This is a genomic window from Sphingomonas sp. YR710 (assembly GCF_900101455.1).
GTDB lineage: Bacteria > Pseudomonadota > Alphaproteobacteria > Sphingomonadales > Sphingomonadaceae > Rhizorhabdus.
Genome location: NZ_FMZJ01000013.1, coordinates 126,159 through 144,140, shown reverse-complemented (window position 1 = coordinate 144,140; position 17,982 = coordinate 126,159). Strand labels below are relative to the sequence as shown.

The following is a 17,982-nucleotide window of genomic DNA, read 5'->3' as shown; positions in this document are numbered from 1 at the left end:
TCATCTATGCTGGCCTCCTCACCAGTGGCCAGCTTGAATCACAAATCTATCCGCCAGAGAACCCCTTCGATTCAATCACAAGCGGAAAAACTCTAGGCGCTAACAAAAGCCCAGGTTTGCCTTCTCCCGCTTACGGGAGAAAGCTGGCTGAGGGGCTACTTCTATCTCTTAATCTTTATTTGCGCGGCGGGCGGCCATCGCGCGCGCCACGAATTACCCTACTCTGCCGCCACCTTGGCCTTCTTCACCGCAGGCTTTTTCGCGGCGGCCTTCTTCGGCGCGGCTTTCGCCGATGCAGTCTTCTTCGCCGGCGCCTTCTTCTTGCCCTTGGCCGGGCCCTTCGCCGCGCGTTCGGCAAGCAGGATCAGCGCCGATTCGAGGGTCAGCGTCTCGGGATCGGCCGTCTTGGGCAAGGTCGCATTGGTAACCCCATCGGTGACGTAGGGCCCGAACCGCCCCTCCATCAATTTGACGTCCTTGCCAGTCTCCGGGCTGGTGCCGAACTGCTTGAGCGGCTCGCGAGCAGCGCCGCGCCCACCCTTGCTCGCAGCAGCCTCGGCCAGCTTGACCACCGCGGCATTCATGCCAACCTCAAAGACTTCGGCGGTTGAGGTCAGCCGCCCATATTTGCCGTCGTGCAGCAGATAAGGACCGAACCGACCGATCGACGCCGTGATCGGCAGACCGGTCTCCGGATGCAGGCCGATGGTGCGCGGAAGCGAGACGAGCTTGAGCGCCATCGCGAGGTCGATCACATCGGTTCCGACATCCTTGGGAATCGATCCACGCTTCGCATCCTTGCCCTCGCCGAGCTGGATATAGGGGCCGAACCGCCCTGCGCGCTTCGAGACTTCAAGACCTGTCTCGGGATCGGTACCGAGCACCACCGGACCGGTATCTCCCCCGTCCTTGGCGCCACCGGCGTCGGCGAAGCGGCGTGTATATTTGCACTCCGGATAGTTCGAGCAGGCAACGAATGCGCCGAACTTGCCGCCACGCAGCGACAGCCGGCCCGCGCTGCACGAGGGGCAGAGCCGCGGATCGGTGCCGTCTTCCTTTTCAGGGAACAGATAGGGTGCAAGGAACTCGTCCAGCGCTGCCGTGATATCCGAAGGCTTCTGCTCCATCACCTCGGCCGTCTTGGGCTTGAAGTCCTTCCAGAAGGCCTCAAGGATCGCCTGCCAGCCAGCCCGGCCACCGGAAACATCATCAAGGCTGTCTTCGAGCAACGCGGTATAATCATAGCTCACATAACGCTCGAAAAAGCGCTCGAGAAAACTCGTGACCAACCGACCGCTCTCGTTTGGCGTGAAGCGATTTTTGTCGACCGTCACATAATCGCGATCCTTGAGCGTCTGAAGCGTCGAGGCGTAAGTCGACGGACGACCGATCCCCAGTTCCTCCATCTTCTTGACGAGGCTCGCCTCCGAATAACGCGGCGGTGGCTGGGTGAAATGCTGCTCGGCGTTGACCTTCTTCTTCGCAGGCGCATCGCCGTCCTTCATGCGCGGCAGGCGGCGGCTCTCCTCGTCGCCCTCATCGTCGCGGCCCTCCTCGTAGAGCGCGAGATAGCCTGGAAAAAGTACGACCTGCCCCGTCGCGCGCAGCCCGTGCTGGCCGGTGCCGTCGGCCAGTTCGACGGTGGTCCGTTCGAGACGGGCAGACGCCATCTGGCTGGCTAGTGCGCGCTTGTAAACGAGATCGTAGAGCTTGGCATGATCGCCGCTGCCGGCCCGATCGCGCCCGAAATCGGTCGGCCGGATCGCTTCATGCGCTTCCTGTGCATTCTTGGCCTTCGTTACATATTGGCGCGGTTTATCAGGGACATAGGATGCATCATAGCGGTTGGCGATCGCGCCGCGCGCGGCATTGATCGCGCTGCCGTCCATCTGGACACCATCGGTCCGCATATAGGTGATCGCGCCGTCTTCGTAGAGCGCCTGCGCGATCCGCATCGTATGGCTGGCGGAGAAGCCTAGCTTGCGCGCGGCCTCCTGCTGGATCGTCGATGTCGTGAAGGGTGGCGGCGGGTTCCGGGTGATAGGTTTCGTCTCGACCGAGACGACCGAGAAGCGTCCGGCCTCGACATCGGCCTTGGCGGCATTGGCATCGCCGGCCGCCCCGATCGTCAGCCGATCGATCTTCTGCCCGCGCCAGCGCACGAGCCGGCTGATGAACGCAACCCCATCCTGCTCCATATCGGCCGTGATCGACCAATATTCCTGCGCGCGGAACGCTTCGATCTCGCGCTCACGATCGACCACGAGCCGCAATGCCACCGACTGGACGCGGCCCGCCGACTTCGCCCCTGGCAGCTTGCGCCACAATACCGGCGAGAGCGTGAAGCCCACCAGATAATCGAGTGCACGGCGGGCGCGATAGGCGTCGATCAGATCCTCGTCCAGCGCACGCGGATTCGCCATGGCATCGAGCACAGCGGCCTTCGTGATCGCATTGAACGTGACCCTCTGGACATCCTTGGGCAGCGCGCGGCGTTTGCGCAGCACCTCCTGCACGTGCCACGAAATCGCCTCTCCCTCGCGATCGGGATCGGTTGCGAGGATCAGAGTATCGGCAGTCTTCGCCTCATCGGTGATCGCTTTGAGTTGCTTGGCCTTGTCGGCATAGGCCTCCCACTCCATCGCAAAGCCGTTGTCGGGATCGACCGAACCATCCTTGGCAGGAAGATCGCGGACATGGCCGTAAGACGCGAGTACCTTGTGACCGGGTCCAAGATATTTCTCGATGGTCTTGGCTTTGGCGGGGGATTCGACAACGACGAGTTTCATGGAATTCCGAACTTTGCCTTACGTGTGTACGCACGAGGGTGGCGAGATGAAGCGGGCGACGTCAAGGGGCGTGTTGTTTAACATACACTGACCCGCCCCCCGGCGTGACGCTCCAGACGTGCGGCGAGTTCGAGTTCCAGCAGCACGGTTGCCACGATCGCCGGCTCCAGCCCGCTCTGCCGGATCAGTTCGTCGATCGACACCGGCACCGGCCCCAACAGATCGGCGATCGCACGCCGCGCGATATCATCCGCATCTTCGAATATTGGTGGAGGCCCGGGATTCGGCGCGCGTTCGGATGCCACACCGGCGCGAAAGGGGCCGATCGCCTCGATGATGTCGGCCGCCGTCTGCACGAGCGTCGCGCCCTCACGGATCAGCAGGTTGCAGCCCTGGGCCCGCGGGTCGAGCGGAGATCCTGGGACCGCCATCACGTCACGGCCATATTCGCCCGCCAGTCTTGCCGTGATCAGCGAGCCGGACTTGGGTGCCGCCTCAACAACCACCGTGCCCAGCGACAGCCCCGCGATGATCCGATTGCGATAAGGGAAATGGCGCGCGCGCGGCTCTATCCCCGGCGGCTGCTCGGCGATCAGCAGGCCGCGCTCTGCAATCTCCTGCTGCAACGCTTCATTTTCCGGCGGATAGTGGACATCGATGCCACCGGCGATCACCGCTATCGTACCGCTGGCGATCGATCCCTGATGCGCAGCGGTGTCGATGCCGCGCGCGAGGCCCGATACGACGATATGCCCTTCATCTCCCAGATCATGGCACAGCATCCGGGCGAAGCGGACGGCCGCCGCCGATGCGTTACGCGCGCCGACGACGGCAACCGCAGGACGCACCAGCAGCGAGACATCGCCTTTGACGATCAGGGCGGCCGGAGCATTTTCGACCTCGTTCAGCAACGCAGGATAATCGCCGATACCGCGGAACAGATAGCGCGCGCTGAGACGCTTCACCGCATCGAGCTCGGCCTCGATCGCGGTCAGGCTTGCAATCTGCGGGACCTTGCCACCGCCTCGGCGAGCGAGATCGGGAATCGCATCCAGCGCCGCTTCGGGCGAACCGAACCGCGCGATCAACTGGTGGCTGGTGATCGGGCCGATCCCCGGCGTGCGGATCAAGCGCAGCCGAGCAATGCCATCATCGCGACCGATGCGATCGGCCATCCGTCAGCCGGCCTTGCCGCCGCCCACCCGGGGCTCGGTTCCGTCGAGCAATCTCACGATATTGCTACGATGCTTCCAGATGAGAAGTATCGCCATTGCCAGGAACAACAGGACCAGGTCGGGTTGCCCGCCCGCCGCCGCCGCAACAGGCGCGCTTGCCGCCGCAGAGATTCCGCCCAGCGATGAACGGCGTGTGATTGCCAGCATCGCGATCCACACCACGGCGAAAGCAATACCCGCTGGCCAATAAAGCGCCAAGGCCGTGCCAAGCATGGTCGCGACACCTTTGCCTCCGCGGAAACCGAGCCATACCGGAAACAGATGCCCCAGAAAAGCCGCCGCCGCCGCCATCGGCTGAAGCTCGGGCGCGAATTGCGCGGCGGCCACTACCGCAACGGCGCCCTTGGCGCCGTCCAGCAGTAACGTGGCAGCCGCCAGTCCCTTGCGGCCGGTGCGTAGCACATTGGTCGCACCGATATTGCCCGATCCGATCGTCCGCAGATCGCCCGCTCCGCCAAGCCGCGTAAGAATGACGCCGAACGGAATCGAGCCGATCAGATAGGCGCCCAACAGCACCATGGCTGTCGCAAATGATAGCATTGCGAGGCGGCTCCCCTGAATATGCGCTCAGCATAGTCGAACATTCCGGACGCGCAACACGCACAACTGCACAGAAGGTTTCGCGGGCGATACGATGCCCCGACGATGGCCCGTTTTGCGACAGCCCATTTTCAATCGCACCCGGGCAGTCTACATGGCTGCCGATGGCCGATGATCGCCCGATCCTGATGTTCGATTCCGGAGTCGGCGGTCTATCCGTGCTCGCGCCGACGCGCGCACTGCTGCCACAGGCATCCTTCGTCTATGTCGCAGATAATGGCGGTTTCCCTTATGGAACCCGGAGCGAGCCGGAAATCGCGGCGCGGGTTCCGGCCTTGCTCGGCCGCTTGGTCGAACGGTGCCGGCCACGCCTTGTGGTGATTGCCTGCAACACCGCGTCGACGATCGCGCTCGCGGCGGTGAGAGGCGCGCTCGACGTACCGGTGGTCGGCACGGTTCCCGCCATCAAGCCTGCCGCCGAACAGTCCGAAACCCGCGTCATCGGTGTGCTCGGCACCGACGCCACCGTTCGTCAACCTTACGTCGATGACCTGTCGCAGCGTTTCGCTGCTGATTGCACAGTGCTACGCCACGGGTCGGCGCGACTGGTGGAACTGGCCGAAGCCAAGCTGCGCGGCGCGCCTGCTGATCCCGAGGCCTATGCTGCGGTATTGAGCGGATTGCTCGACCAGCCGGATGGCGATCGGATCGACACGGTCGTGCTCGCCTGCACCCACTTCCCCCTGGTAGCGGAGGAACTCGGCAATGCCGCGCCACGGGCACTCCGGTTCGTCGATGGCGGCCCTGGCATAGCGCGGCGCATCGCCTATCTGACGGAGGGGCAGGGCTGGCCCGCACACCCGGTCGGGCGGGCCATCTTCACCGCGCCGGTCGACATGAGCAAGCCTTTGCAGGACGAACTCAGCCAGCGCGGGCTCACAGCCATCTCGATCATGTAGCCGCGGATCAGGGCGCCGATGATTTCATCGATGTTGCGTCTGAAACGTCTGGCAACGCCCAGCCCGCCAGCGTGGCGCCGCTGGAGGCACTTCTGAAATCGGCCGGGGCGCGGTCGGACTTCGAGTCGTGCTGCGATACCAGATCGTCCTGATCCTGCCGGCGCTGTTGCTCATCTTTCTGAGTTTTCGACACACGATCGCCGAATGGGCGTAAACGCTCCGCGCTGCTTATCATCGAACAACTTAAGACGGGGGGGGGCCGCCCAACTAAATCGCGCCGATCAGACGCGCGACCTTCGCGCCATTCCTCTGCCGCCGCCGTCATGTCGCAGGCTGTACGTCGTACGGGCACGACCGTCACATAACGAGTGGCAAAGCCTGCAGCGGATTTACGGGAAAGCACCTATTCAACGTCCCCGATCAAAGATTTAGGACGAAATCCGTTCGACATTCTTCGCACTGGCTTTCTGTCGGCCTTGGCCGTAAAAGACCGGTCGATTCAGGCCTTGGGAAGGCCAGACGGGGAGCAGGGCTCTTGGATTACCAGCGCGTTTTTACCCAGGCGATCGACCGGCTGCATGCCGAAGGCCGCTACCGCGTGTTTATCGACATCCTGCGCAACAAGGGCATGTTCCCGAACGCGCGCTGCTTTGCCGGCCACAACGGTCCGAAGCCCGTCACGGTATGGTGTTCGAACGACTATCTCGCCATGGGCCAGCACCCCAAGGTGATCGAGGCTATGGAAGAGGCGCTGCACAATGTCGGCGCGGGTTCGGGTGGCACCCGCAACATCGGCGGCAACACGCACTATCACGTCGATCTCGAATATGAGCTGGCCGACCTCCACGGCAAAGAGGGAGCGCTACTGTTCACCTCGGGCTATGTTTCGAACGAAGCGACCTTGTCGACGCTCGCCAAGGTGCTGCCGGGCTGCATCGTATTTTCGGACGAACTCAATCACGCTTCGATGATCGCTGGTATTCGCAATTCAGGCTGCGAAAAGCGCGTGTTCCGCCACAACGACTTGGCCCACCTCGAGGAGTTGCTCGCTGCCGAAGATCCCGAATGCCCCAAGCTGATTGCATTCGAGAGTGTCTATTCGATGGACGGCGACGTCGCCCCGATCCACGCGATCTGTGATCTCGCCGACAAGTATAATGCGCTGACCTATCTCGATGAGGTTCACGCAGTCGGCATGTACGGCCCGCGCGGCGGCGGTATTTCCGATCGCGACGATGCAGCCAAGCGGCTGACAATCATCGAGGGCACTCTGGGCAAAGCGTTCGGCGTGATGGGTGGCTATATTGCAGCCGACACCATGATCATTGATGTGATCCGCTCTTATGCGCCCGGGTTTATCTTTACGACGTCACTTTCGCCGGTGCTGGTTGCCGGTGCGCTCGCCAGCGTGCGCCACCTCAAACAATCCTCGGCAGAGCGCGACGGTCAGCAGGCCGCGGCCGCAACCTTGAAGCGGATGTTCGCCGAGGCGGGACTGCCGGTGATGGATACCGTCACCCATATCGTTCCGCTGATGGTCGGTGATCCGGTCAAGGCCAAGAAGGTCAGCGATATCCTGCTCGCCGAATATGGCGTTTACGTGCAGCCGATCAACTATCCCACCGTTCCGCGCGGCACCGAACGTCTCCGCTTCACGCCGGGGCCGACGCACAGCGAGGCGATGATGCGCGAACTGACGCAAGCGCTCGTCGAAATCTGGGACCGAATGGAGATGCGGCTCGCCGCCTAAACCCTTGTCTTAACGGGCGTGAAACTCGCACCTGTTACAAACGTTCAACCTATGTTCAGCCGCCTCTTGCGATAAACCGTGGCAGAACTAGGTTGATGTTCCAGAAAATAGATAAGGCGTTTTCCGATGCCCCTCCCCAGGATGATCCTTTCAGCAGCGCTGCCTCTCGCGCTGTTGACCGTCGCCGGTTGCGCCGAGCCGTTTCAGGCCAATGTCGCTCGCTTCCAGGCGCTGCCCGTCCCGCAGGGCCAGACGTTCGCAATCGAACCGATCAATGCCCGCAATGAGGGTGGTCTGGAATTCGCGCAATATGCGGGGCTCGTCAGCCAGCGTCTGCAGGCATATGGATATCGCCCTGCCGAGGCTGGCGCGAAGGCTGCACTGATGGTGCAGCTCGATTATGGCGTCGACAAGGGCGTTCAGAAGGTCGTTTCACGAGCAACGCCTCCCTTTGGCCCCTACGGCTTCGGGTACGGGCCCTATGGCTACGGCCGCCGCTGGGGCTATGGATCGGCCTTCTATTATGGCTGGGATTCCTTTGCGTACGATCCTTGGTTCGATCGGCAGGTCGATAGCTATACGGTTTATACGAGCTTCGTGAACATGACGATCATCCGTGCGGACGGTCAGCATGTGTTCGAAGGCAAGGCCAAGGCCCGCTCGCTCGACGATAGCCTGACGATTCTAGTCCCCAAACTGATCGAGGCGATGTTCACAAACTTCCCTGGTCAGTCGGGGGAAGAAGTGAAGATCACCGTCGCGCCGCCGGCGAAAGGCAAGAACTGACAGAGCCAAGGCGTTGAATTTTTTCGCCTGACCGAATAACCCTGCACGCAAATTCCGCCAGCGCGCGCGGCGGGCGGGGACCATTATGCTGATCGACACAAGTTCATCGTCCTCGACAGATCCAACCGCAACGATCGACGACGAGGCACAAGGTCCGGGCGATCGCGATCTGCGGCTGTTCGTGTTCGGGTTGTTTTTCGCCTTCGGTGGCATAACCAGCCTGAACGACGTCATCATTCCAAAACTGAAGGGCCTTTTCACCCTCAGCTATGGTGAGGCAATGCTGGTGCAATCGGCATTCTTCGCGGCCTATTTCATTGTTTCGCTGCCGGCGTCGGCCATCGTCCGCCGTTTCGGCTATCTGCGGACCGCGGCTATCGGCCTGCTGACGATGACCCTCGGCTGCCTGCTGTTTATCCCGGCCTCTGGCTCAGGCAGGTTTCCGATCTTCCTGATCGCGTTGTTCGTGCTTGCAGCGGGGATCACAATTGTTCAGGTCGTCGCCAACCCGCTTATCTCCCGGCTCGGCCCCGCCAACACGGCCTCCAGCCGCCTGACCTTCGCGCAGGCTTTCAATTCGCTGGGAACGACAATCTTTCCCTATGTCGGCGCGATTCTAATCCTCGGCGGATTGGCCAAGGTCGATCCAACCACGCTCGATAACGCAGCCCTTGCGCTGTACCGAACCGCGGAGACGCGTGTTATCGTCCATGCCTATATCGGGCTCGCGGTCGCGTTGCTTCTGGTGGCCGGCGCGCTCTGGCTGCGGCGCAATCGGCTGCAAGAGCAGGCGCAAGCGGAAACCTCTCCGCTCCAGGCCTTTATGCTGCTGAAGCGGCCCCGCTTCGCCTTCGGCGCGCTGTGCATCTTTCTCTATGTCGGGGCCGAAGTGACGATCGGCTCGTTGATGGTCGCCTTCCTTACCCAGACAGACGTGATGGCGATCTCCGCACAAGCCGCCGGCAAGCATGTCGCCTTCTATTGGGGCGGAGCGATGGTCGGCCGGTTCATAGGCGCTGGGCTGCTGCGCCTGATCTCCCCAGGCAAGCTGCTGGCAGCCGTTGCAACAGGGTCGATCACCCTGATCCTGATCGCCGCCAACAGCGCCGGCCCCGCATCAGGTTGGGCGCTTCTCGCCATCGGGCTATGTAACGCGATCATGTTCCCGACGATCTTCTCACTCGCCAGCCTGGGGCTCGGAACGCGCGCGGCCGAAGGATCCGGCATCATTTGCATGGCTATTGTCGGCGGCGCGATCCTTCCTCCTCTCACCGGCCACCTCGCGGATCTTTCCGGACTTCGGCTTGCACTCGCGATCCCGGCCGCCTGCTATCTCGTCATCATGATCTTCGGGTTGTTCGCAAGCCGCCCTACGAGCCGCTAGCCGCCGCATCGTGCAGCGCCTCGCCAATGCCGTCACGGCTCGATGGTGGTATGCAGCGGGAATCGTTCAGCACCACCCTGTTCCGTCCAGCGGATTTCGCCCGATACAGAGCCTGATCGGCACGATTGACAGCGGTACCGACATCCTTGTCATCATCAGCCAGTTCCGCGATCCCGAAACTGCACGTAACTTGCACAGAAACATCGTCTCCGATCGACAGCGCGGCGAATTCCGATCGGAGGCGATCGACGATCCGGACAGCCGCCTCACCCGTCGTATTCGCCAGCAAAATTCCAAACTCTTCACCACCCAGCCGGCCAACCATATCGCCACGACGCAACGAACTCGCGACATGGGTCGCAAATCGCTGCAAGACATCATCGCCGACGGCATGGCCATGGCGATCGTTAATCGTCTTAAAGCCATCCAGATCGGCTATGATCACCGCGAGCGGCTCATGCCGAAAGCGGGTAGCGATAATCGCCTGCGCGGCCGCCTGCTCGAAACCGCGCCGATTGTACACCCCGGTCAGCGGGTCGCTGATGGTCAGGACGCGCATTTGCCCCGCCAGATCGGTTGCGATCAGGAAGACCGCAGCGACGCCGATCACGATATAGCCGCAAGTCAGTCCGAGCCCCAATGCCACACGATAAACATTCATGAGCTCCGGCGTACTTGAGGCAATCTGCACAACCGATAGGATCACTAGAAGCAACTCAAGCACGGCAAATATCGCCATGGCGCAAATCAGCACCCGTTCGCCATGTGTGGTCCGACGCCCCCTACCCAACATCGACGACACCGAGATCATGAACATGGCGCAGCCGAATAGGCTCGTCGAACTGAACGGCCCTAGGCCCAATGCCGATGTTGTCACCGCAATGCCCGTAAAGGCGATCACGCCTATCGAAAACCGCACATAGTGAGGAGACAAGCCAGCACGCTGTCGACAGCCGATCGCCCACAGGGAGCCGGACGTCATGCTCAGCGCCGAGACGATTGCAAGATATGGCACCGCATGTGGAAAAAGTTGCAGCCCCGTCGCGTTGACAACCCACTGAAGCGAGGCTGCGCCGAACGCCATCGACCAGGTCAGCGCATGCCTGGGCTTACCGAGATCGCGCCAAGCGAGTCCCATGGTGAGGCTCAGCACCGAATTTGTGCAAAATAAAACTGCCAGGATGACCGCCGTCGGTGTCATCCGATCAACGTGCGCCCCCATCCACCGACAGTCCGAACCCGCACCGCGCGGTACGAATTTTGGTCAGTGCCCCATTTGGTAAAAACACGGCCATGTGGATCACGCGACCAGATGCAATCGGGGGGCGTTTACCGTGCCGAGTCGCGCAGTAACCCCCGGCAACCGTTCGATTTTGGCCACAAGTTCGGCGTCCAGTCGGAAATCACGCCCCAGCAGGACATCGGCCGTCATCTGATCGGGCAGTATCGCCTTCAACCACATTTCGCCCCGCCCCCCCCTTTCACCCGCCACAAGGTCGGCCAACGCTGGCAATGCGCCCGGATCGGCCGTCTCGATATCGATTCGTAACCTTATTGCACCCGCAAGTGTTTCGAAACTCTGTAATCCCCGCACCGTAACCCGGGGCGTCTCCTCGCCGGGGCGCCAGTCGAGTTCGACCCGCAACAGAGCGCACGCCCCGGCTTTCGCGGCGTCTTCCAGTTCGGCTGCAGCCATTTCATCGAAGCAAGTAGCAATAAACTGCCCCGTGGCATCCGAACATGTCGACATCATGTAGCGCTTACCCCGCGCCGATGTCCGCCAACGCGCATCCTCGACCAGCGCGGCCATCACCGCGACCACCCGACCGCCGTCGGCGGGCGCGGGCAGCGAACACAAGGCTGCATAGCTGCGCGCGCCATTCGCATCGGCGAGATGGCGAACCTGATCGGTGGGATGCGACGAGAAATAGAAGCCGAAACAATCCTTCTCGGCGGCCATCCGATCGATCAGCGACCAATGCACGCCCCGATCGAGCCGGATCGGCGCGACGCCCCCGGCGATATCGCCGAACAGCCCGCCCTGCCCGCTTGTCCGCGCGTCGGCGGCGCTTGCCGCGTGCGCCAAGATCGTTTCGGCGGCTGCGAATACGGGCGCGCGCTCATCCTCGATCACATCGAACGCACCGCCGGCCGCCAGGCTTTCGAGCTGGCGACGATTGATCAGCCGCGGATCGATACGATCGGCGAAATCTTCGAGGCTTTCAAAAGGCCCTTTCGCCTTACGCTCGTCGGCAAGCGCTTCCATCGCCTTTTCACCAACGCCCTTGAGCGCTCCGAGTGCAAAGCGTACGCGGCCGTCCTCGACACTGAATTCGGCCTCGCTATGGTTGATGCACGGCCCGAGACATTCGATTCCCATCCGCCGCATGTCATCGATGAAGATCGCCAGCTTGTCGGTTTGCGCCATGTCATAGCACATCGACGCAGCGTAAAACTCCGGCTTGTGATGTGCTTTCAGCCAAGCGGTGTGGTAGGCGACCAGCGCATAAGCGGCTGCATGGCTCTTGTTGAAACCATAGCCTGCAAATTTGTCGATCAAATCAAACAGCTCATTGGCCTTGGGCGCGGCGATATCGTTCGCCGCGCAACCATCAACGAAGCGCTGGCGCTGGGCGTCCATTTCCGCCTTGATCTTCTTGCCCATCGCGCGGCGCAGCAGATCGGCTTCACCCAGCGAATAGCCCGCCAGGATCTGCGCGGCCTGCATCACCTGTTCCTGATAGACAAAGATCCCGTACGTCTCCTTCAGGATCGGCTCGAGCAGCATATGCGGGTAGATGATCTCCTCGCGCCCGTTCTTGCGGGCGCCGAAGCTTGGGATATTGTCCATCGGCCCCGGACGGTAGAGCGAGACCAGTGCGATGATGTCCTCGAAACAGGTCGGCCGAACCGCCGCAAGCGTACGCCGCATACCTTCCGATTCGAGCTGGAACACGCCGACGGTGTCGCCGTGCTGGAGCAGGGCATAGACCTCCGGATCATCCCAGCCGAGCGTATCCAGATCGACCGTAATCCCGCGCATCGACAGAAAATGCAGCGCCTTTTGCAGCACCGACAGCGTCTTGAGCCCCAGAAAGTCGAATTTTACGAGGCCCGCGCCCTCGACATATTTCATGTCGAACTGGGTCACCGGCATGTCCGAACGCGGATCGCGATACAGTGGCACCAGCGCGTCGAGCCGGCGATCGCCGATCACCACGCCGGCCGCATGGGTCGAGCTGTGGCGCGGCAGGCCTTCCAGCCGCATTGCAAGATCGAGCAGCTTACGGACCGCCGAATCATCTTTATATTCCCTGGCGAGCTCAGGCACGCCGTTCAGCGCGCGATCGAGCGTCCACGGATCGGTCGGATGGTTGGGAATCAGCTTGGCCAACCGATCGACCTGACCATAGCTCATCTGGAGCACCCGGCCGGTGTCCTTGAGCACCGCGCGGGCCTTGAGCTTTCCGAACGTAATGATCTGCGCGACCTGATCGCGACCATATTTCTGCTGGACGTAGCGAATCACTTCGCCACGCCGCGTTTCGCAGAAATCGATGTCGAAATCGGGCATCGATACACGTTCGGGATTGAGGAAGCGTTCGAACAGCAGACCCAGCCGCAGCGGATCGAGATCGGTAATCGTCAGCGACCACGCCACCACCGAGCCGGCACCCGACCCGCGTCCTGGGCCGACCGGAATGCCATTGTCCTTCGCCCACTTGATGAAGTCGGCAACGATCAGGAAGTAGCCGGGAAACCCCATCTTGATGATGATGTCGGTCTCGAACGCCAGCCGGTCGAAATAGGCCTGCCGGTCGACGGGGCCGGTCATCTTCGCCAGCCGCGCCTCGAGACCAAGCTTCGCATCGCGGCGTAGCGCCTCGGCCTCGCCGTCACGATCGCCGGCCAGGCTGGGCAGGATCGGCTTGCGATAGGGCGCTGCAACCGCGCAGCGTTGCGCCACCACCAGCGTGTTCGCCAGCGCCTCGGGAATGTCGGCGAACAGCCGCTCCATCTCCCGCGCCGGCTTCATCCACAGATCGGGCGAAGAGCGCCGCCGCTCGGTGCTTTCGATATAAGACGAACTGGCGATACAGAGCATCGCATCATGCGCCGGGTAGAATTCGGCCTCGGCAAAGCAGGCCGGATTGGTGGCGACCAGCGGCAGATCGCGGGCATAGGCCAGATCGATCAGCGCGGTTTCTGCACGTTCCTCAATATCGTTCCCCCGCCGCGACAATTCGACATAAAGCCGTTTCGGAAAAAGCAGTTCCAGCTTCCCGGCATAGTCCGTCGCCGTGGCGAGCTGCTCATCGGCCAGCAGCCGCGCAAGCGCGCCCTCGCCGCCACCCGTCAGCGCGATCAGTCCGTCGGTGCGGCCCTCGAGGAAGGCGAGCGGGACATGTGCATCCTCATGCACCGGCCGTTCGAGATGCGCGGCCGATACCAAAGCGCACAGATTGTCATAGCCGCGCATGTCCTGCGCATACAGCGCCAACCAGTCGATGATGAGTTGATCCACGCCCGGTCGGGCAACGCCCAGCAGTGTGCCGATGATCGGCTGAACGCCATCCTTCTTGGCTGCATCGGAGAAGGCCATCGCCGCGTAAAGGCCGTTGCGATCGGTGAGCGCTACCGCAGGGAAGCCAAGTTTGCGCGCTTGTTTGGTGATCGCCTTCGGCTCGATTGCCCCCTCGAGAATCGAGTAAGCGGAGAAGACTCGCAAGGGAACGAAGCACTGGTAAGACATGAATCATTATGTAGGCGCCCGCCCGCGATTCGACAGCGAAAAATCGGATGGCTCAGCTTTGTTCAGGTGACGAATGCACCGACACGCTGGCCCCGCCGCTCGGCGCCATGCCCGGATACCGAGCATGGATCAGTTCCGCAGATTGTCCAGCGATCCGCTACCAGTCGTGATCGTGGTGGTGCCGCTGATCGCGATCAACGCTTTGGATATCCCGAAGCTACCGGCCGAAGTGGGAGCGGGATTGGGCGGTCCGTCGCTAATGGAGATGCCCCTCGTGGAGCCGCAATACGCGATCCATCTTCGCCGCGATCCGCTCATTGTGAGTCGCCACGAGCGCCGCCGACCCTTCGCCGCGCACCAGTTTAAGGAATTCAGCGAACACGATGTCCGCTGTTGCTTCATCTAGATTGCCGGTGGGTTCGTCCGCGAGCACCAGCGCGGGCCTATTGGCAAGCGCCCGCGCCACCGCCACCCGCTGCTGCTCACCGCCTGAAAGCTGGCTAGGGCGATGCGTGAGCCTGTGAGCCAGCCCCAGCGTGCTGAGCAAAGCCTCCGCGCGCGCCTGCGCGGCCGGCTTCTCCGCGCCGTGTATCATCTGCGGCAGGATGACATTTTCGACAGCCGAGAAATCGGGCAGCAAGTGATGGAACTGATAGACAAATCCCATCGAATCGCGCCGGATGCGGGTGCGGCCGTCATTGTCCGCCTTCGCTGCTTCTTCGCCCGCGATGCGGATCGATCCCTCGAACCCGCCTTCGAGCAGCCCCACCGCCTGCAACAGGGTCGACTTGCCCGATCCCGACGGCCCCAGAAGAGCGACGATCTCGCCGGGCGCCACCACCAGATCGATGCCCCGCAAGACGTCGATCCGCTGCCCGCCCTGTTCGAACGAGCGGCGCAATCCCGATACGGCAAGGACCTCATTCATAGCGCAGCACCTGAACCGGATCGGTGCTCGCCGCTTTCCACGCGGGATAGAGCGTAGCGAGAAAGCTCAGGAACAGCGCCATTACCGTGATCACCACCACTTCGACCGGATCGGTCTTGGACGGCAGTTCGGTGAGAAAACGGATCGACGGATCCCACAGATTTTGCCCCGTCACGAGTTGGACGAAGTTCACCACGCCCTGCCGGAAGAACAGGAAGACCGCCCCGATTATCAGCCCCGCCACCGTGCCGAGCGCGCCGATCGTGATGCCGACGGTCATGAAGATCTTCATCAGTCCCGATCGCGATGCCCCCATCGTCCGCAGGATCGCGATGTCGCGCGTCTTCGCTCGCACCAGCATGATCAGCGAGGACAATATGTTGAAAACGGCGACCAGTATGATCAGCGATAAGACGACGAACATCGCCACCCGCTCGACTGCCAGCGCCTCGAACAAGGACGCGTTCATCTCGCGCCAGTCGCGGATTTCGCCCTGCATCGCGATCTTCGGCTTCAGCGGTGCCAAAATCTGCCCGACCTTGTCGGCATCGTTGGTCTGGATCTCAACCATGCCGACCGCATCGCCCAGCATCAGCAGGGTCTGCGCATCCTGCATCGGCATGACCACGAACGCCTTGTCATAATCATAGACGCCAACCTCAAAGATCGCCGCCACCTGATAACTCACAATTCGCGGCACCGTGCCGAACGGCGTCGTCTGCCCCTGCGGGCTGATCAGGCTGATCTCACTGCCGACATCGGCGCCGAGTTGCTCCGCCAGCCGGGCACCGATTGCCACCCGGTTCGATCCCGGCACCAGCGCGTTGAGCGCGCCCTTGACGACCTTGCCCTGCATTACCGGATTAGTGCGGATATCGTTGACCGTCATGCCGCGTACCAGCACGCCCTCGACCCGACCCGAAAAGGCCGCCATCAAAGGCTGCTCGATCAATGGCGTTGCAGACGTAACACCGGGCAGCGCCCTCGCCTCACCGGCGATCCGCCGCCAGTCGGGCAGTTTTCCGTCATAGCCCTGGATCACGGCGTGACCGTTCAGCCCGACAATCTTGTCGAACAGTTCGGCCCGGAACCCATTCATAACGCTCATTACGATGATCAACGCCGCCACGCCGAGCGCGACGGCGAACAGGCTGATCGAGGCAACAAGGAAGATGAACGCCTCGCCCCGGCCGGGCAGCAGATAGCGTTTCGCGATCATGCGTTCGTAGCGGGAGAGGATCATGACGGCCCCCACAGGCCGTCATCCCAGCGAAAGCTGGGATCTCGTGCGGCAAGCGCAGTGCCAGAGATCCCAGCTTTCGCTGGGATGACGAGGAAGGTCTTCACCCCGCCACCTTCGCCAACGCATCCTCGACCGACAGCTCGATCTTCTCGCCCGTCGCCCGCCGCTTCAGCTCAACCACGCCGCGATCGAGCCCCTTCGGGCCGATCACGATCTGCCAGGGCAGGCCGATCAGATCCATCGTCGCGAACTTGGCGCCGCCGCGCTCGTCGCGATCATCGTAAAGCGTCTCGACGCCGGCACCGTTCAGCTTCGCATAAAGTTCGTCCGCCGCCGCGGCACAGCGCGCATCATCGGCACGCATGTTGATCAGCCCAACCTTGTAGGGTGCAACCGATTCCGGCCAGATGATGCCGGCATCGTCATGGCTTGCCTCGATGATCGCGCCCATCAGACGGGACACGCCGATACCATAGCTGCCCATCTGCGGGATCACCGGCTGCCCGTCGGAGCCCTGCACCGTCATCCCCATCGCCTTCGAATATTTGGTGCCGAAGTAGAAGATATGCCCCACCTCGATGCCACGCGACTGCTTGAGCGCCGCGCCAGCCTCGGCTTCGCGCGGCAGATCGCGCTTCTCATCGGTCGCCGCATAATCCGCTGTCAGGCCGGATACGAACGCCTGCAGCGCCGTGGCGTCATCGGCATCGACGTCGAGCTGGCGATCGGCCTCCCAATTGGTGTGATAGAAGACCTCGCTCTCGCCGGTCGGGGCGAGCACGATGAATTCGTGGCTGAGATCGCCGCCGATCGGACCGGTATCGGCCTGCATCGGGATCGCGCGCAGCCCCATGCGCTTGTAGGTCCGGAGATAGGCAACGAACATCCGGTTATAGCTGTGCCGCGCGCCGGCCTCGTCCAGATCGAAGCTGTATGCATCCTTCATCAGGAATTCGCGGCCGCGCATCACGCCGAAGCGGGGGCGGACCTCGTCACGGAACTTCCACTGGATGTTGTACAACGTACGCGGCAAATCGCGGTAACTGCGCGCCGAATCCCGGAAGATCGCGGTAATCACTTCCTCGGCGGTGGGGCCGAACAGCATGTCGCGATCGTGGCGGTCCTTGATGCGCAGCATCTCCGCGCCATAATCGTCATAGCGGCCCGACTGGCGCCACAGATCGGCCGACTGCATCGTCGGCATCAACAATTCGATCGCGCCCGCGCGATCCTGCTCCTCGCGGACGATCTGTTCGATCTTGCGGAGCACCCTGTGGCCAAGCGGCAACCAGGCGTAGATCCCGGCCGCCGTCTGGCGGATCATCCCCGCCCGCAACATCAGCTTGTGGCTGATGACCTGGGCATCGGCGGGCGATTCTTTGGTGACAGGCATGAAGTGACGGGAAAGGCGCATAAGGCTCCGGACGTGGAAAGATCGGCGGTTGCCGCTGTCTATGCTGCCCGACGACCGGGGGCAACCGCGATAGCTGTTGCCAATACACCACACCCCTTCACTTTCGATTCCCTTAACCCTGAAAGCCGATGACAGGCCCCCATGTCGGCGGTAGGAAAGCCCCACGAAACATAGGCAAAACAATAGGCCATGGTTCGGGGA

12 protein-coding genes are annotated in these 17,982 nt (G+C 62.2%); 4 read left to right on the top strand and 8 right to left on the bottom strand.

Translation table 11 applies throughout. The annotated features are described in order from the left end of the window. Window positions 1–218 precede the first annotated feature (218 nt). The 3 genes from topA to plsY all read right to left on the bottom strand — a co-directional run bounded on the left by topA (window position 219) and on the right by plsY (window position 4,564). Window positions 219–2,789: a type I DNA topoisomerase gene (topA, locus tag BLS13_RS15695; RefSeq protein WP_093453516.1), complete on the bottom strand. Its 2,571-nt coding sequence runs from the start codon at window positions 2,787–2,789 to the stop codon at window positions 219–221. A gap of 77 nt (window positions 2,790–2,866) precedes the next feature. Continuing rightward, a complete protein-coding gene (dprA, locus tag BLS13_RS15690; protein ID WP_093453515.1) occupies window positions 2,867–3,964 on the bottom strand; it encodes a DNA-processing protein DprA in 1,098 nt (365 codons plus the stop codon). Between the two features lie 3 nt (window positions 3,965–3,967). Then, window positions 3,968–4,564 carry a glycerol-3-phosphate 1-O-acyltransferase PlsY gene (plsY, locus tag BLS13_RS15685; protein WP_093453513.1) on the bottom strand — a complete coding sequence of 199 codons (597 nt, stop codon included), beginning with the start codon at window positions 4,562–4,564 and terminating at the stop codon, window positions 3,968–3,970. A gap of 164 nt (window positions 4,565–4,728) precedes the next feature. Between plsY and murI the strand changes: the two genes are divergently transcribed. From murI to BLS13_RS15665, 4 genes are all read left to right on the top strand, one after another. After that, window positions 4,729–5,523 carry a glutamate racemase gene (murI, locus tag BLS13_RS15680; protein ID WP_093453511.1) on the top strand — a complete coding sequence of 265 codons (795 nt, stop codon included), beginning with the start codon at window positions 4,729–4,731 and terminating at the stop codon, window positions 5,521–5,523. 535 nt (window positions 5,524–6,058) lie between these two features. After that, on the top strand, window positions 6,059–7,273 hold the full coding sequence (hemA, locus tag BLS13_RS15675) for a 5-aminolevulinate synthase (RefSeq protein ID WP_093453510.1): 1,215 nt from the start codon (window positions 6,059–6,061) through the stop codon (window positions 7,271–7,273). Window positions 7,274–7,399: 126 nt separating this feature from the next. Continuing rightward, on the top strand, window positions 7,400–8,059 hold the full coding sequence (locus BLS13_RS15670; RefSeq protein WP_093453508.1) for a DUF4136 domain-containing protein: 660 nt from the start codon (window positions 7,400–7,402) through the stop codon (window positions 8,057–8,059). Between the two features lie 85 nt (window positions 8,060–8,144). After that, a complete protein-coding gene (locus BLS13_RS15665) occupies window positions 8,145–9,443 on the top strand; it encodes a sugar MFS transporter (RefSeq protein ID WP_093453507.1) in 1,299 nt (432 codons plus the stop codon). On the opposite strand, the gene BLS13_RS15660 is transcribed toward BLS13_RS15665, so the two are convergent. The 5 genes from BLS13_RS15660 to proS all read right to left on the bottom strand — a co-directional run bounded on the left by BLS13_RS15660 (window position 9,430) and on the right by proS (window position 17,781). Further along, complete coding sequence (locus tag BLS13_RS15660) at window positions 9,430–10,644, bottom strand: GGDEF domain-containing protein (protein WP_218123303.1); 1,215 nt, start codon at window positions 10,642–10,644, stop codon at window positions 9,430–9,432. The genes BLS13_RS15665 and BLS13_RS15660 overlap by 14 nt on opposite strands. Window positions 10,645–10,743: 99 nt before the next feature. Next, window positions 10,744–14,196 (bottom strand): DNA polymerase III subunit alpha, encoded by a 3,453-nt coding sequence (gene dnaE, locus BLS13_RS15655; protein ID WP_093453504.1) that lies wholly within the window; start codon window positions 14,194–14,196, stop codon window positions 10,744–10,746. 256 nt (window positions 14,197–14,452) lie between these two features. Then, window positions 14,453–15,124, bottom strand: a complete 672-nt coding sequence (locus BLS13_RS15650) for an ABC transporter ATP-binding protein (protein ID WP_093453502.1) — start codon at window positions 15,122–15,124, stop codon at window positions 14,453–14,455. Beyond that, window positions 15,117–16,367, bottom strand: coding sequence for a lipoprotein-releasing ABC transporter permease subunit (locus BLS13_RS15645; protein WP_093453541.1), 1,251 nt, complete (start codon window positions 16,365–16,367; stop codon window positions 15,117–15,119). Before BLS13_RS15645 ends, BLS13_RS15650 begins: the two co-directional genes overlap by 8 nt. Window positions 16,368–16,467: 100 nt before the next feature. Further along, the gene (gene proS / locus BLS13_RS15640; protein WP_093453501.1) at window positions 16,468–17,781 is read right to left on the bottom strand and encodes a proline--tRNA ligase; all 1,314 of its coding nucleotides are present in this window, start codon (window positions 17,779–17,781) and stop codon (window positions 16,468–16,470) included. Window positions 17,782–17,982 lie beyond the last annotated feature (201 nt).

Excerpts from the sequence above, each read along its gene's own strand:
- topA (WP_093453516.1), bottom strand. The coding sequence starts at position 2,789 with ATGAAACTCGTCGTTGTCGAATCCCCCGCCAAAGCCAAGACCATCGAG.
- dprA (WP_093453515.1), bottom strand. The coding sequence starts at position 3,964 with ATGGCCGATCGCATCGGTCGCGATGATGGCATTGCTCGGCTGCGCTTG.
- plsY (WP_093453513.1), bottom strand. The coding sequence starts at position 4,564 with ATGCTATCATTTGCGACAGCCATGGTGCTGTTGGGCGCCTATCTGATC.
- murI (WP_093453511.1), top strand. The coding sequence starts at position 4,729 with ATGGCCGATGATCGCCCGATCCTGATGTTCGATTCCGGAGTCGGCGGT.
- BLS13_RS15670 (WP_093453508.1), top strand. The coding sequence starts at position 7,400 with ATGCCCCTCCCCAGGATGATCCTTTCAGCAGCGCTGCCTCTCGCGCTG.
- BLS13_RS15665 (WP_093453507.1), top strand. The coding sequence starts at position 8,145 with ATGCTGATCGACACAAGTTCATCGTCCTCGACAGATCCAACCGCAACG.
- BLS13_RS15660 (WP_218123303.1), bottom strand. The coding sequence starts at position 10,644 with ATGACACCGACGGCGGTCATCCTGGCAGTTTTATTTTGCACAAATTCG.
- dnaE (WP_093453504.1), bottom strand. The coding sequence starts at position 14,196 with ATGTCTTACCAGTGCTTCGTTCCCTTGCGAGTCTTCTCCGCTTACTCG.
- BLS13_RS15650 (WP_093453502.1), bottom strand. The coding sequence starts at position 15,124 with ATGAATGAGGTCCTTGCCGTATCGGGATTGCGCCGCTCGTTCGAACAG.
- BLS13_RS15645 (WP_093453541.1), bottom strand. The coding sequence starts at position 16,367 with ATGATCCTCTCCCGCTACGAACGCATGATCGCGAAACGCTATCTGCTG.
- proS (WP_093453501.1), bottom strand. The coding sequence starts at position 17,781 with ATGCGCCTTTCCCGTCACTTCATGCCTGTCACCAAAGAATCGCCCGCC.